Source organism: Bacillus rugosus, assembly GCF_023238245.1.
GTDB classification, from domain to species: domain Bacteria; phylum Bacillota; class Bacilli; order Bacillales; family Bacillaceae; genus Bacillus; species Bacillus rugosus.
Window position 1 is genome coordinate 2,167,635 of sequence record NZ_CP096590.1, and the last position, 13,146, is coordinate 2,180,780.

Annotated in this window: 18 protein-coding genes; 3 read left to right on the forward strand and 15 right to left on the reverse strand. The window is 42.2% G+C overall.

Going from position 1 to position 13,146, the window contains the following annotated elements; all coding sequences use genetic code 11:
* Positions 1–17: 17 nt before the first annotated feature.
* Positions 18–452, reverse strand: coding sequence for a peptide-methionine (R)-S-oxide reductase MsrB (msrB, locus tag M0696_RS10670; RefSeq protein WP_166851623.1), 435 nt, complete (start codon positions 450–452; stop codon positions 18–20).
* Complete coding sequence (msrA, locus tag M0696_RS10675; RefSeq protein WP_222143023.1) at positions 453–986, reverse strand: peptide-methionine (S)-S-oxide reductase MsrA; 534 nt, start codon at positions 984–986, stop codon at positions 453–455.
* 131 nt (positions 987–1,117) lie between these two features.
* On the opposite strand from msrA, the gene M0696_RS10680 reads away from it, so the two are divergent.
* Positions 1,118–1,543 carry a MarR family transcriptional regulator gene (locus tag M0696_RS10680; protein WP_003241533.1) on the forward strand — a complete coding sequence of 142 codons (426 nt, stop codon included), beginning with the start codon at positions 1,118–1,120 and terminating at the stop codon, positions 1,541–1,543.
* A 51-nt stretch (positions 1,544–1,594) separates the two neighbouring features.
* Here the strand turns inward: M0696_RS10680 and M0696_RS10685 are convergent, their stop codons facing one another.
* The 7 genes from M0696_RS10685 to ilvA all read right to left on the reverse strand — a co-directional run bounded on the left by M0696_RS10685 (position 1,595) and on the right by ilvA (position 6,967).
* A complete protein-coding gene (locus tag M0696_RS10685; protein WP_248601947.1) occupies positions 1,595–2,932 on the reverse strand; it encodes an MATE family efflux transporter in 1,338 nt (445 codons plus the stop codon).
* Positions 2,933–3,003: 71 nt separating this feature from the next.
* Entirely contained in the window at positions 3,004–3,198 is a 195-nt protein-coding gene (gene ypmT, locus M0696_RS10690) for a protein YpmT (RefSeq protein WP_166851615.1), read from the reverse strand.
* Between the two features lie 12 nt (positions 3,199–3,210).
* Positions 3,211–3,774, reverse strand: a complete 564-nt coding sequence (locus M0696_RS10695; protein ID WP_222143025.1) for a YpmS family protein — start codon at positions 3,772–3,774, stop codon at positions 3,211–3,213.
* Positions 3,775–3,783: 9 nt separating this feature from the next.
* Entirely contained in the window at positions 3,784–4,551 is a 768-nt protein-coding gene (locus M0696_RS10700) for an SGNH/GDSL hydrolase family protein (protein ID WP_222143026.1), read from the reverse strand.
* Between the two features lie 77 nt (positions 4,552–4,628).
* Entirely contained in the window at positions 4,629–5,210 is a 582-nt protein-coding gene (scuA, locus tag M0696_RS10705; RefSeq protein ID WP_222143027.1) for a cytochrome c oxidase assembly accessory protein ScuA, read from the reverse strand.
* A gap of 150 nt (positions 5,211–5,360) precedes the next feature.
* Positions 5,361–5,612: a DUF2535 family protein gene (locus tag M0696_RS10710; protein ID WP_248601948.1), complete on the reverse strand. Its 252-nt coding sequence runs from the start codon at positions 5,610–5,612 to the stop codon at positions 5,361–5,363.
* A gap of 86 nt (positions 5,613–5,698) precedes the next feature.
* Positions 5,699–6,967: a threonine ammonia-lyase IlvA gene (gene ilvA / locus M0696_RS10715; RefSeq protein ID WP_248601949.1), complete on the reverse strand. Its 1,269-nt coding sequence runs from the start codon at positions 6,965–6,967 to the stop codon at positions 5,699–5,701.
* 247 nt (positions 6,968–7,214) lie between these two features.
* On the opposite strand from ilvA, the gene M0696_RS10720 reads away from it, so the two are divergent.
* Positions 7,215–8,216, forward strand: a complete 1,002-nt coding sequence (locus M0696_RS10720; RefSeq protein ID WP_222143029.1) for a sigma 54-interacting transcriptional regulator — start codon at positions 7,215–7,217, stop codon at positions 8,214–8,216.
* A gap of 20 nt (positions 8,217–8,236) precedes the next feature.
* Positions 8,237–8,878, forward strand: coding sequence for a PAQR family membrane homeostasis protein TrhA (gene trhA, locus M0696_RS10725; protein WP_166851577.1), 642 nt, complete (start codon positions 8,237–8,239; stop codon positions 8,876–8,878).
* Positions 8,879–8,910: 32 nt separating this feature from the next.
* Here the strand turns inward: trhA and M0696_RS10730 are convergent, their stop codons facing one another.
* The 6 genes from M0696_RS10730 to M0696_RS10755 form a co-directional block, all read right to left on the reverse strand.
* Positions 8,911–9,531 carry a lysophospholipid acyltransferase family protein gene (locus tag M0696_RS10730; RefSeq protein WP_166851574.1) on the reverse strand — a complete coding sequence of 207 codons (621 nt, stop codon included), beginning with the start codon at positions 9,529–9,531 and terminating at the stop codon, positions 8,911–8,913.
* The gene (dfrA, locus tag M0696_RS10735; protein ID WP_166851572.1) at positions 9,532–10,038 is read right to left on the reverse strand and encodes a dihydrofolate reductase DfrA; all 507 of its coding nucleotides are present in this window, start codon (positions 10,036–10,038) and stop codon (positions 9,532–9,534) included.
* Positions 10,035–10,829: a thymidylate synthase gene (locus M0696_RS10740; protein WP_222143030.1), complete on the reverse strand. Its 795-nt coding sequence runs from the start codon at positions 10,827–10,829 to the stop codon at positions 10,035–10,037. The genes dfrA and M0696_RS10740 overlap by 4 nt, the downstream gene beginning before the upstream one ends.
* An 83-nt stretch (positions 10,830–10,912) precedes the next feature.
* Positions 10,913–11,446, reverse strand: a complete 534-nt coding sequence (locus M0696_RS10745; RefSeq protein WP_166851567.1) for a phosphatidylglycerophosphatase A family protein — start codon at positions 11,444–11,446, stop codon at positions 10,913–10,915.
* A gap of 17 nt (positions 11,447–11,463) precedes the next feature.
* Positions 11,464–12,078 (reverse strand): YpjP family protein, encoded by a 615-nt coding sequence (locus tag M0696_RS10750; protein WP_222143031.1) that lies wholly within the window; start codon positions 12,076–12,078, stop codon positions 11,464–11,466.
* Positions 12,079–12,337: 259 nt separating this feature from the next.
* A complete protein-coding gene (locus tag M0696_RS10755) occupies positions 12,338–13,123 on the reverse strand; it encodes a class I SAM-dependent methyltransferase (protein ID WP_248601950.1) in 786 nt (261 codons plus the stop codon).
* Between the last annotated feature and the right edge of the window lie 23 nt (positions 13,124–13,146).

Below are 13,146 nucleotides of genomic sequence, written 5' to 3' on the forward strand. Positions count from 1 at the left end.
GGCTTGTTTTTTGTGTTTTATTTATCAAAGAGATGCAGATAACTTTCGTATCCTTCTTCTTTCAGCTTATCTTTCGGCACAAACCGCAGCGCCGCTGAATTTATGCAGTAACGAAGCCTGCTTGGACCCGGTCCGTCATTAAATACATGGCCAAGATGAGAATCAGCGGTACGGCTTCTCACTTCTGTGCGAATCATGCCGTGGCTCGTGTCTAGTTTTTCTTCCACTTCTTCTTCTTCAATTGGCTTTGTAAAGCTTGGCCAGCCGCAGTGGGAATCAAATTTATCCTTTGATGTAAACAACGGCTTGCCTGACACAATGTCTACATACAGCCCTTCTTCTTTATGATCCCAATATTCATTTTGAAACGGCGGCTCCGTGCCGTTATTTTGCGTCACCTCATATTGCATGCGATTTAGTGACTTAATTTTTTCTTCTTTATTGTACGCCATTTATTTCGCCCCCCAATGCTCGCTGATAAATCCGGCACGTCCAGAACCTGTCCGGTAGCGCTGATAATGTCCTGGATTCTTTTTATAAAAATGCTGATGGTAGCCTTCCGCTTCATAGAATGGTTCAGCTTTTAAAATGTCTGTTACAATCGGATCTTTGAAGATCCCGCTTTCCGCCAAGCGCTGCTTGGAAGCTTCCGCAAGCTCCTTTTGTTTATCATTATGATAAAAAATGGCTGCACGGTAGGAACTGCCGCGATCAGCAAACTGGCCGCCGGCATCTGTCGGGTCGATTTGCTGCCAAAATAATTCAAGCAGTTTTTCATAAGGGAACACATCAGGATGAAACGTGATTTGAACGGCTTCACGATGTCCTGTCGTTTCACTGCACACCTCTTCATACGTAGGGTTTTCAGTATGGCCGCCTGTATACCCGGACACCACTTTTTCAATTCCCGGCTGTTCGTCAAAAGGTTTAACCATACACCAAAAACAGCCTCCTGCAAATGTGGCGATTTCTTTTTTTTCAGACATACTGGTGCCTCCTTTGTTAATACGTGGTATTATTATATTATAGCATGTAAAAATAGAATGAAAATGATTCTGCTTTTCAATAAAATCTATAGGTTTTAAGCAATATGCTTATGTAATGGAGGTTCACAAATTTGAAAGTAAGAACACAGATGATGTACGATATGGAAACTTTACTCCGTAAAGTCTTTAAACAAATACGCAATGAAATCAATGAGATTCTAGATAAAGAGCTGTCACGGAATGAATTCACCATTCTGCGGATCCTCAGTGAACAAGGGCCTAAAAAAGTCACCGAATTTGCGCCTATTTTAGAGGTATCGGCAAGCCACATTACAGCCGTGACTGATGCGTTAGTAGAAAAGGAATGGATTACGAGAATCAGATCGAAGGAAGACAGACGCATCATCCGCATTCATATCACTGAAGCGGGCGAAAAAGTCCTCCAGCATTTCAACGAGAAAAAAACGGAATATTTCTTTAAACGCTTTGACTGCTACAGTGATGCCGAACTTGCCTCACTAATTGAGCTCTTCAGCAAACTAGATAAAAAACGGTAAAAAAAAGCACATACCGCTACATATGGGTATGTGCTTTTTGAAGCGCTTCACTTATTTTCCAGTGAGCAATTTCATTGTTTTCCAACGGCCGTATCTGTAATACAAAAACGCCGCACAGCTGCTTAATAAAAAACTCATTCCGATGCCGAGCCCGATTCCTTTCTGTCCAAGCCAAGCTGAAAATAGAGCTGTGAAAGGATATCTCAAAACCCAAAACGATATCAAATTTAAAACAAGAACCTGCAGCATCGCTCCCGCAGCTCTGACAATTCCGTTCAGTACAAAGTTAATCCCGATAAAAGGATAGAAAAACGCAATCCATCGCAAATATTGTTCACCAAACGCTACCGCATCGGGCTCGCTGATAAATAACCTCATAAGGTATTTACCAAATACCCAAATCACAACTGCAATCACCAGCATGCAAGAAATAACAGCCATCACACCTAGCCTTGCAATCGTCCCCACTCTTTTATAGTTTCCGATTCCGATATTTTGCCCTGCCATACTGTTAACCGCCGTACCGGCAGCCATTGCTGGTAGCGTAATGATGCTATCGAGCCGCTGCACCGCTCCGAAGCCTGACACCACTTGCTCCCCGTATGAGTTGACAACACTAATAATCGCCATCATTCCCCCTGTGATCACCATCATCTGCAGACCGGCTGGAATCCCAAGTTTCAAAATCAGCGCGGACTCTTCCCACTTGGGCACTCGCGGAATAGAGAACGGCACAAGCTTGTGTTTGATGACATAGAACAATCCATATAGAAACGCAATACCCTGTGACAAAATCGTCGAATAAGCAGCTCCCGCTATCCCCATGCGGAACACAGAAATAAAGAGCGGTGCCAACACTGTATTCAGCACAACGGCAAACGCAATAAACCGGAGAGGTGTCTTGCTGTCGCCGAGCGCCCGAAGCACAGTACTGATAAAGTTATAGCCAAACAAAAATAAAATGCCGATAAATTGAATCTGTAAATAGGTCTCAGCAAGCGGTATCATCGACTCCGGCGTTTTCAGAAGACGAAGCAAGTGCTCTGACAGAAAAAAACCGGCCGCGCCGAATCCGATGCTTAAACCTGTTAATAAAACGACAAAAGCGTTAATATACGACGCCATTCCTTTTTCATCATCTTTTCCCTTTTGCTGTGACAATATTGTTAACGTCGCATTGTTAAGGCCCAAAATAAAAGACAGCACGGTTATAACAATCGTGCTTGATACTGCTGCTGCCCCTAGAGCCTGTGCCCCCAGTAAATTGCCGATCCACAAACTGTCTATAAATTGAAAGGAAACCTGCAATGCGTTTCCGAGCATAATAGGCGTTGAAAACAGCACAAGCTGTTTCAGCACATTCCCCTGTGTAAAATCGTATGCTTTCATTTTTTCTCCTTATGTTCTCAAATTTTCGTCAGACCGCACGAAAAAAGAGACGTTGTTTCATGTCTCTTTTTTCATGATTTATCGGTTTTTTTCCGGTCTCTCATACCGAATGTAAACACCATCACACTTAGGAACAAGGCACAATAGGAAATGTTCAAGTACATTTGGTCCATATCTTCAGCGGCTAGATGATGATATGCAAGCCAGCCAAAATACAGAGAAAATGTAAAGGATAATAAACTGAAATACTGGTAAATCCGGTTCATTTTCAGTCACCTCTATTGTTTGGGATGGTAATAGGAAAACTCAATTTCATCTTTTTCTAAATTTATTTTATCCGCTTTGACATACATTCCATTCGTTAAAGGCATTTCTGACAGACGCACTTCAATGCTTTTATCGCCGGGATGAACGTGGACAAATGATGGCAATTCGTAAAAGCTGTCCATATAATTTAACACAAAGCTAATCGGTATACTCAATTTCCCTAACGAAAACTTCGTAACATTCAGCTCCACATCACCATTTTTTTTCACGGTCGGTTCAAAAGCGACAAACGCATCAATGGACGTGGAAAAAGCCTTGATTTTCCCTGCGACATGAACATCATCATCTATCTCTACTTTGTAATCAAGCTTGTTTGATGCTTTGTCGTTTAAATATGAGTTGACAAACGCAGCTAATGATTCTTTTGTGCTTGTCACTTGAAATCCATACTCGCTCTCAGCTGAATCCTTTACCTGAGCTTGTTCTCCCGGCAGCATAACAAATGCCATAAACCCAACGGCAAGGATCATATTGATTGCAAGCAATATAAAAAACAGTCGTTTCCACATATTCATGATGTCACCCTACTCTTTCGGTAATCCTTCTTTTTTTATGGCTTGATAGACGCGCTTCGCGATAAGGGAATAACCCGTACCATTAGGATGAAAATCATCTTCCTCAGAAATTCGGCTGCTGTCACTTTTTTCATTGAACAAGTCTTCAATACGAATGATTTTCGCATGTTTATCTTTTTTTAGCTCTTTTGCAGCAATTTGGTTCCAATCAGTGACGACTCCGTTTATTTCATTTAATTCAGATAATGTAAACGTAAACGGATTATACATGCTGACATAAATCAGCTCAGCGTGATCATTCAGCTCCCGAATTTCTGAAATGATTTTTTCAAAACGCTTTTCGTACGGCTTTTCCGCTTCCTGAAACGGTTCAACGGTTAATTGCAGAAAGTTTTGATGAAGGACTTTCATCAAATCATTACCGCCAATGGTAAAAAAGACATAATCTGCGTCCTTTATGCCTTTTTGAACCTTTTTATCTTGTAGTTTCTCTAATAACTCATCCGAACGGTTCCCTTTCACGGCATAATTTTTTACGTCTACCGTTTTAACTTGTTTATCTGATCGGATGGAATCCGCAACCTTGCCGACATAGCCCTCTCCGTCTGGATCTCCGACTCCTTCTGTCAGCGAATCTCCGACAGCCGCAATGACAATGTGCTCTTTCGTTTTCGGTTCATGAGCTTTTTGTTTTCCCTCAGATGCTGTACGTATCCCCGTACAAGCAGTAAGAAGCAAAATCAAACTGGCCATGAGTGAAAAAATGCGCAGCTTCAATCTTGTTGCTCCTTCCCATTCTACTAGTGGAAAGTGTATCATGTTTTAGAAGATTTGAAAATGCCTAGTCTTCTAGCTTACTTGAGTGTTCTGGCTGACTTCACATCAGCGATAATGTCATCGTACGGAGTATTTTCCACTCCATTGTAATCTTTCAGCACCTTGCCGTCCGGGCCTACCAAATAAAAAGAAGATTGATGAATGACTTGGTCCTCTCCCTCCGGTTTCTTTACAATCGCTTTAAAGCTCTTAAGCGCGAACGCCTCAATGTCACTCTGACTGTATCCCGTGAGGAAATCCCAGTTATCAAAAGATAATGGATAATTTGCGGCAAATTTTTTCAGCTGTTTCGGCTTATCGTTTTCTGGGTCGACACTAAAAGATACAATGCGGACATCTATATCCTCAGCTTTCAATTTTTTTTGCAGATCGGTCATATGAGCGGTCATCGGCGGACAAACAGTTTCACAATTGGTAAAAATAAAATCCGCCAGCCATACTTCTCCTTTTAAACTTTCTAAAGAAACGTCCTTGCCGTCTTGGTTTTGAAATGTAAAAGGCTCCACCTCGTAATTGAGTGGATCTTTAATCTGTTGTCCTCCGCAGGCACATAATAGCAGAAAAAGCAGACCTGCCGTTAAACTCTTGATAACCTTCATGACATTCACCCTTTCCAGCCAGCATAAAAGCGCTTTCCAAAATCGGCCTTGCCTGCTGTATTCCATGTTTGTATTCGATACCGGGCAAAAAAAATCCTGCATGCTCCCAATCAACGATTAGAAAGGGGGCATACAGGTATAAACGGCATATTACGCGTTGTGCTTTAACACCTCTTGATGAAAAACGGCCTGATAATCTGCCCATTTCATCCGGCGCTTCATATAATGTCGGAAAGAATACACTTTTGTCCTGCTGTTTGATGAAAACACTTCTTTTAAGTAGAATTGCAAATGGTGATGTAACATAAAGAAATAGTGCTCACCTTCCTTTAATACAGGTATTTCTGTCACTTTCACCTGAATCCCGTCTCTGCGTTTGAACTCTAGGCTTTTGAGTAACAAGCTATCAATCCTCTTTTTGTGTTTTTCTTCTATTATATACAATGCGAGCCGGGCTGTCTGTCATTTTACGCGGTTGTGTTAAAAAATTAGATTAGCAAATGGAACAAGTCCTCATCCTTATTCACTTCTACATAGTGAAACGGTTTTCTGTTCATCCGTTCAATCAGCGGCCCATAGTCGGCCTTGTTCTGCAGCTCGATGCCGACAAGAGCAGGTCCGTTGCTTTTATTATTTTTCTTCGTATATTCGAATCTTGTAATGTCATCATTAGGCCCGAGGACTTCGTCAAGAAATTCGCGGAGCGCTCCCGCTCTTTGCGGAAAATTGACGATAAAATAATGCTGAAGTCCTTCAAAGATCAAGGATCGCTCCTTCATTTCCTGCATCCTTCCGATATCGTTATTGCCCCCGCTGACCACACAAACCACATTTTTTCCTTTAATTTCATCCTTGTACAAATCAAGTACTGCAACAGAAAGAGCTCCAGCCGGTTCAGCAACAATCGCACATTCGTTATATAATTCAAGAATGGATGTACATACTTTCCCTTCAGGCACAAGGAGAATGTCATCAACGACAGATTCCAGCGTTTGGAACGTTTCCTCCCCAATTTTTTTAACAGCTGCTCCATCTACAAACTTATCAATTTTATCAAGTGTAACGACATGCCCAGCTTTGTTTGATTCAAAGTAGGATGCCGCTCCCTCCGGCTCAACAGCAATTACCTTTGTATCAGGAGACACGTTTTTCAAATATGTACCTACTCCTGAGAGAAGGCCGCCTCCTCCGACACTTGCAAAAAGAAAATGCGGTTCTGTATCAATGTCGTTTAAAATCTCGACCGCCAATGTTCCTTGTCCCGCCATCACATCCGGATCATCGAACGGATGGATAAACGTCCGGGATTCCTCCTCACAGCATTCAACTGCGCTTTTATACGCATCGTCAAACGTATCACCTGTCAAAATAATATCGATAAATCCTTTACCGAATAGTTCAACTTGAGATACTTTTTGTCTCGGTGTTGTAGACGGCATAAAAATTTTCCCGTGAATGCCAAGATGTTTACACGAGAACGCCACCCCTTGAGCGTGGTTTCCGGCACTTGCACACACAACTCCGTTTTCAGTCTGCTCGCTGGAAAGTTGTTTGATTTTATGATAAGCCCCTCTGAGCTTAAAAGATCTGACAACTTGCAAGTCTTCACGTTTCAAATAAATATTGCATTCATATCTCTCAGAAAGTCTGTCATTCCTTTGCAAAGGTGTGTGAATTACAACGTCCTTCACGTTTTGGTGAGCCTTCAAAATGTCTTTCACTTGGATGAGAGAGTTTTCTTTAAGCAACGGTTTCATGTACAGATTCCTTTCTTGTTTTAAATCCCTATTTAATATGCCATTATAACACGAATATTCAAAAAATAAGACAATTATTTATATTTAATAATTAAAAAAATACAGACAACATTCACTACATCTTGGCGTAACACCTGCTTCACCAGTATCCTGGGGGCCTAAGAAAAAAGATGATCGTAAATAAGAGGTGTTTTCAGCCAAAAAGCATGATATAATAAAACCAATTAGAACCAAAAGGAGCCAATTGATGAATACCGCACCAATAATTAAACCTAAACCATTTCAACATCTAATCGGAGAACATCAAACATTCCTGGAAGCGAAACGAATCGCCAAGCAGTTCTCACTATCTGAGCATCCTGTCCTGATAACAGGAAAAATCGGCACAGGAAAAGATCATTTTGCACAAGCCATACACCAGGGATCTTCGAGATACAGCGAGCCCTTTATTAGCGTCAATTGCAGTACCCATTCGGAAGAAAGCCTTATGCGTGAGCTTTTTGGCCCTAATGGACACTCAGGCGCGTTTCAAAAAACGGCTCGAGGAACCCTTTTTCTTGATGAAGTATGGCACATGCCTCCTTCTGTACAAGCTCAGCTGCTAAAAGCGCTTGATTCAGACACGGAGAAACCGCGAATCATCTGTGCTTCTGCAAGCGGAAGCGCGGAACATACATTCAGGCAAGACTTATTTTACAGGCTGAATATTTTAACGCTCACACTGCCGGAATTGTCTGAACGAAAAAGCGATATACCGCTTTTGACACAGTATTTTCTCTCAAATTCCGGTCAGCAATTGTTAATTGATCCCTCAGTCTTTCCGCTGCTTGAGCAGCACACATTTGAAGGAAATGTCAGGGAATTAAAAAACGCCACAGATTATATGGCGGCAGTCTCAAACGGGGGAACGATTCATCCATATGACGTGCCTCCATATATAAGAGGCGCAATAGACGGAAAAGCATCGAAGAAAAAAGCAAAGCTGCTGACTTTAATGGAAAAAGCCGAGTTTTTGTTTATTTTGGAAACAATAAAAGCGTTAAACGAAAAAGGAGAACCTGCCAGCAGAAGAATCATTTCTGAACATAGCAAAAACAGCCAAACCTCGTTAACTCCGCAGCAGGTCAGAAGCCGTCTCGATTATCTGGAGAAAAAAGATTATGTCACAAAAAGCCGTGGACGCGCCGGCACTAAAATTACTTTAGAGGGCTTGACCTTTTTAGAAACGCTAAAAAATCAAATGATCTAGCGATCGAAAGGAGAATGCACTTGTTTACAATCAAAGAAGAGATCGCCAATGCGATTACACACGGCATTGGTGTCCTCTTATCCATACCGGCATTAGTGTTTTTGATCATATTTGCGGCTCATTACGGGTCCGCATGGGACATTGTCAGCTTTTCAATATTCGGTGTTTCTATGCTGCTGTTATATTTAAGCTCAACACTGCTTCACAGCATCACACATAAAAAGACGAAGGATATTTTGGAGATTATTGATCATAGCGCCATTTATGTACTAATCGCCGGGACCTATACGCCTTTTTTGCTTGGGCCGCTGAAAGGCACACTCGGCTTCACCCTGCTGATTATCGTATGGTCTCTTGCCCTAGGCGGAATCGTTTTTAAAATTTTCTTCGTGAAACGCTTTATCCTATTATCAACCTTAGTATATTTAATTATGGGGTGGCTGATGATTATCGCAGTTAAACCTTTATATGCTTCGCTGAGCGGAGCGGGATTCAGCCTTCTTTTTCTCGGCGGCATTTTATACTCTGTCGGAACCATTTTTTACATTTGGAAAAAGATCCCCTTCCATCATGCCATTTGGCATAGCTTTGTATTAGGCGGAAGCGCTGCGATGTTTTTCTGTGTGCTGTTTTATTGTGTGAAGGTGCCTTTCATTTCGTAACAGAAAAGCGCAGTCTTTAAGACTGCGCTTTTTCATGCTCGTAATTGTTTTTCATTTGCAGGTATATAAGCTTTTGAAAAGGACAATTCAATGTCTGCTGGTTTTAAACGTTTAAAGAACGATCCCTTTTGCAGGTCATCTGTTCCTTTCGTTTCCACCATCACCAACGGAAGATGATAGCGGACCGCAAGCTCTACAGGATCTATAGAACCATCTAATGAAAGAATCAGGCTTTGTCCTTTTTCCAGCTGGATCGTCACATCTTCATATACCTTTTCTGAATCCCCGTCTGAAATCACATCCATCCGATCTAGCCATTGCCCGATAAAAGGCAAGCGAAATACTTTTGATTTGGCAATAAAGCCGGCCGGTTCCTCAATATATCCAGCAATTAAAGCCAGTTCAGCCAAACGCAAACGGGGATGCACATACAAAACAGGACCGCTCGGTATCGGCTCAGGCTGATGGATCGTTATAACTGAACCGGTGATGCCGATACAGCCTTCGAAAAATGCCTTTGGCTGCTTGTAGACAAGCGTCATCTGTTTTTTGTATGACAGACGGGGGTCAAGCATCCTTTGATTAAATAATTGTTTCATATTTTTTAACAGCATATACACAATATAAACCACTAGCAAGCTGTAGCGAACCAATTAAAATCCTCCCGCTTCAGAAGAATTCTTTTTTTCATACATCAGAAAATCGTAATCGTACGGGTTTTTTTCGTCCTTGATCCCCCGCTTAGAAGAAACCAGCTTCCAATTGGTTTCATCAAATTCAGGGAAGTGGCGGTCACCCTCAAACTCGTGATGAATTTTCGTCATATACAATCTGTCCGCATAAGGGAACAGCGCTGTGTAGAGCTGAGCCCCTCCGATCACAAAGCATTCCTCAGAGCCTGAACAAATGTCCAAAACATCCTTTACCGAACTGATAACCGTGCATCCCGGAAATTTTGAAGCCGGCGCTGATGTAACGACAATATTTTTCCGGTTTGGAAGCGGACGTCCAATTGATTCAAATGTTTTCCGGCCCATAATGATTGAATGGCCCGATGTTACTTTTTTAAAGTACGCTAGATCATTGGGCAAATGCCACGGCAAATCATTGTCCTTGCCGATCAGCCTGTTGGCATCCATCGCAAAAATGAACGAAATCATACGCTGACCGCTCCTTTTATATGAGGATGCGGATCATAATCCTTGATGATAAAGTCTTCAAATGCAAAGTTGAAAATAGAATCAACCTCTCTGGCGAAACGAAGCTTCGGCAGCGGACGAACATCTCTTTTCAGCTGCAAATTGACCTGTTCAATATGATTTTGATAAATATGAACATCGCCAAATGTATGAATAAACTCGCCCGGTTCAAGCCCAGTCACATGAGCAATCATCATGGTTAACAAGGCATAAGAAGCAATATTAAACGGCACACCGAGGAAAACATCAGCAGAGCGCTGATATAACTGACAGGACAGCTTGCCGTCAGACACATAGAATTGGAACAGGCAATGGCACGGCGGCAACGCCATTTTATCAATTTCACCAACATTCCATGCACTGACGATTAATCGTCTGGAGTTTGGATTTGTCTTAATTTCTTCAATAAGACGGGAAATTTGATCAACGGTTTCTCCGTCAGCTCCCCGCCAAGAACGCCATTGGGAACCGTATACAGGTCCGAGTTCACCGTTTTCATCAGCCCACTCATTCCAGATCCGCACTCCGTTTTCCTGCAGATAGCGCACATTGGTATCCCCTTTTAAAAACCAAAGCAGCTCATGCGCAATTGATTTAAAGTGGAGTTTTTTTGTGGTCAGCATCGGAAAGCCTTCTTCTAAATTAAATCTCATTTGATAACCGAAGGTGCTGATTGTTCCGGTCCCTGTCCGGTCTCCTTTTTTTTCGCCATGCTCTAAGACATGTCTGCATAAATCCTTATACTGTTTCATTTTTTTCATCCTTTAAAAGTAGTCTTCTAGTAGTGTAACACAATAAAAAATCACTTCTGAACCCAGAAATGATTTTTTTATAGTCAGCTAATGACAGGCTTTTCATCCTGTTCTTTCTCTTCATCTTGCAGATCCTGATGAGTATGGGCAATCCTGCTCGCCGCTGCTGCTGCAAGGGCTGCCACAATATCATCTAAAAAGGTATGAATACCGTCCGGACTTTCATCGAGTTCCTTAATAATACCAATCTTCTCTTTATCCAAATAACCAAAGTTGGTCAAGCCGATCGATCCGTACACATTAACGATTGAAAGAGGGATAATTTCATCTATGCCGTAAAGCGGTTCATCCGTTTCAACAAGGTGCTGCAGCGGCTCCGGAAGAAGTTTCTGTTCAGCGAGCTGATCAAGTGCAAGGCCTGTTAAAACAGCATGAATAATTTCACGTTTGTTCAGCACTTTTTCTACATTCTCCATGCATACACTGAGCGGCAGATTTGGATTGTATTTTTCCTGAAGTTTTTGAACAATCTGCGCAATATCTTCTATCATAACGCCCCGTTTATTTAGCATATCTTTTGTTATATCGACCATTTCATTCATTGTGTACTTTTTCATGTCTAATGGCATCTCCTTTACGCACTCATCCAGTTGGGAGGCGTGTTGCGGTCCCAGTAAATGCTCCCAAGCTCATGATGTGATTGAAATCCATCCTCTGCTGTATGATAGTGAAAATTAAACCAGTAGCCATCGTGAGGCGGGTGGTCTCTTCGCACGTGAAATCTGAGAAGATCTTCTCCAGTCGTCCGATTGTAAACGTTGAAAATTTTTTCCGTTTTGCCCGCTGAAGGCATGCTTGAAATCACAACATCTTGATATGCCTCATCATCTTGCAATGTTGCTAAATAATCACTAATCACGTTTTCAATTTGCGGCAGGATCTCTTTCCGATAGTCATCCTCAATGACCGGAGCGATTTTGCTGCCGAATTTCAAAAAGGACTGATCCTCAGCACTGTCAAGGAGCTGTTCCTTGTACGATTGAAAAAGCAGATCAGGGTCTTGCCTGTCTTCCGACTCAGCATCATCGTACAGGTCATGCTCATCATAAAAAGCGGTGTAATCATTCTGCTCAAGACTGCTCGGCTGTCCGGAGGGCTTGTCCGCCATAAGAGCAGCCGGAGGAGATACGAGCCCGAACGTTACGATGGTAAATAAAACTACAAGAGTCTTCCTCATCCACAATTTCATGACTGCTTATTCCTCTCTATTTTATTGTCATGTTTCTCTTATTTTAGCACACCCGAAACATGCAAGTCATGTATGATATGAAACTGATATGCAAATTAGGAGATTCGTTGCTTTGCGGTTTGTGTAAAAACGCTTACAATATTCTGTGAAAGGAGGCCTTCCGCATGATTGACGCTTTGTTTGCCACAGTTTCACTCTTAACATTGTTATACTTTGTCGTCATGGAAGTCACCGATTAACAGAAAGCCCGTGATAGCAATCACGGGCTTGTTTTGCTTGCGGCTTGAATAACGCCATAATGGAATAATGCTGTTTTTCTTTTCATGACGGTAAAACCAAACTGTTCAAATCGCGGGCTCTTCCAGTGGTCTTTTAGCACAACACTTTTTCTGGCAGCGCGCACCGCTTCTTTGATATACCCTTCGTGCAAAACGGAATCCTCTGCCAAATCCCGTAAAGGCGCGATACCGTCAGACGTCTCTACAGGCTCATGAAACATTGGATCAAAATAAACCACATCAACAGAGTTGTCAGGAAGCTGCTTGATGTATTCAAAGCTATCCCCATTCTTCACGTGGATTCTTCTCATTGCAGCTTGAAGCTCTTCTATGCCCGTTTCCCATGATTGCAGTCCCATCCTCACCAGAACGGAAACAAGATGGCTTTTTTCAATCCCAATCACAGAACCCGTATCGCCTACTGCCATACTTGCGATAATGGCATCCGAACCCAGCCCGAGTGTGCAATCTAAAAACGTATCCCCTTCCGATAAACCAGCTGCCTGAAGCATCGGCTCCTGTTCACCTCGTATGAAGCGTTTGGCTCTGAACATCGCTGTATTCGGGTGAAAAAAGAATTTGGCACCTTGTTTCGTATAAAGCTCAAACCGCTCTTTGCCGACCACAAGCACATCACGTTCAGCTGACTTCAGCAGGTTTTCAACCGTTTGTTTATTTCGGCTGCAATATGGCATATTCAGCTCTTTAGAAAGCTTCTTTGCGGTTTTTATGGTGTGTTCAGACGGTCTATAGCTTGTTGTTATCATCTTCTGTACTCCCAAAAAGAAAA

Excerpts from the sequence above, each read along its gene's own strand:
- M0696_RS10685 (WP_248601947.1), bottom strand. The coding sequence starts at position 2,932 with ATGAAAGCATACGATTTTACACAGGGGAATGTGCTGAAACAGCTTGTG.
- dfrA (WP_166851572.1), bottom strand. The coding sequence starts at position 10,038 with ATGATTTCGTTCATTTTTGCGATGGATGCCAACAGGCTGATCGGCAAG.
- M0696_RS10720 (WP_222143029.1), top strand. The coding sequence starts at position 7,215 with ATGAATACCGCACCAATAATTAAACCTAAACCATTTCAACATCTAATC.
- M0696_RS10750 (WP_222143031.1), bottom strand. The coding sequence starts at position 12,078 with ATGAAATTGTGGATGAGGAAGACTCTTGTAGTTTTATTTACCATCGTA.
- M0696_RS10695 (WP_222143025.1), bottom strand. The coding sequence starts at position 3,774 with ATGAATATGTGGAAACGACTGTTTTTTATATTGCTTGCAATCAATATG.
- M0696_RS10740 (WP_222143030.1), bottom strand. The coding sequence starts at position 10,829 with ATGAAACAGTATAAGGATTTATGCAGACATGTCTTAGAGCATGGCGAA.
- M0696_RS10745 (WP_166851567.1), bottom strand. The coding sequence starts at position 11,446 with ATGAAAAAGTACACAATGAATGAAATGGTCGATATAACAAAAGATATG.
- msrA (WP_222143023.1), bottom strand. The coding sequence starts at position 986 with ATGTCTGAAAAAAAAGAAATCGCCACATTTGCAGGAGGCTGTTTTTGG.
- ilvA (WP_248601949.1), bottom strand. The coding sequence starts at position 6,967 with ATGAAACCGTTGCTTAAAGAAAACTCTCTCATCCAAGTGAAAGACATT.
- msrB (WP_166851623.1), bottom strand. The coding sequence starts at position 452 with ATGGCGTACAATAAAGAAGAAAAAATTAAGTCACTAAATCGCATGCAA.
- scuA (WP_222143027.1), bottom strand. The coding sequence starts at position 5,210 with ATGAAGGTTATCAAGAGTTTAACGGCAGGTCTGCTTTTTCTGCTATTA.
- ypmT (WP_166851615.1), bottom strand. The coding sequence starts at position 3,198 with ATGAACCGGATTTACCAGTATTTCAGTTTATTATCCTTTACATTTTCT.
- M0696_RS10755 (WP_248601950.1), bottom strand. The coding sequence starts at position 13,123 with ATGATAACAACAAGCTATAGACCGTCTGAACACACCATAAAAACCGCA.